Origin of the sequence: Pseudoalteromonas rubra (genome assembly GCF_005887115.1) — a bacterium.
In the GTDB taxonomy this organism is placed as follows: domain Bacteria; phylum Pseudomonadota; class Gammaproteobacteria; order Enterobacterales; family Alteromonadaceae; genus Pseudoalteromonas; species Pseudoalteromonas rubra_F.
The window spans coordinates 1-274 of the sequence record NZ_PNCJ01000136.1; the positions used below are offsets into that span (position 1 = coordinate 1).

The window sequence follows — 274 nt, forward strand, 5'->3', positions numbered from 1 at the left end:
AAAACGCATGAGATTATCAATGAGAATCTGCACCGATCGCCTATGTATTCAGGCGTGATTGAGGGGATCGGTCCGCGTTACTGCCCATCGATTGAAGATAAAATAGTTCGTTTTGCCGATAAAGATAAGCACCAGATCTTTGTTGAACCAGAAGGGTTAACCTCTTATGAGCTATACCCAAATGGTATTTCCACGAGTTTGCCATTTGACGTACAGATGCAAATAGTCAACAGCATCGCTGGATTTGAGCAAGCCCACATCTGTCGCCCTGGTT

General features: G+C 44.5%; 1 protein-coding gene. It reads left to right on the plus strand.

Features of this window, described 5'->3' with window-relative positions:
* Positions 1-274, plus strand: a 274-nt coding sequence (locus tag CWB98_RS23490; RefSeq protein WP_171045750.1) for an FAD-dependent oxidoreductase, incomplete at both ends; no start/stop codon positions are given.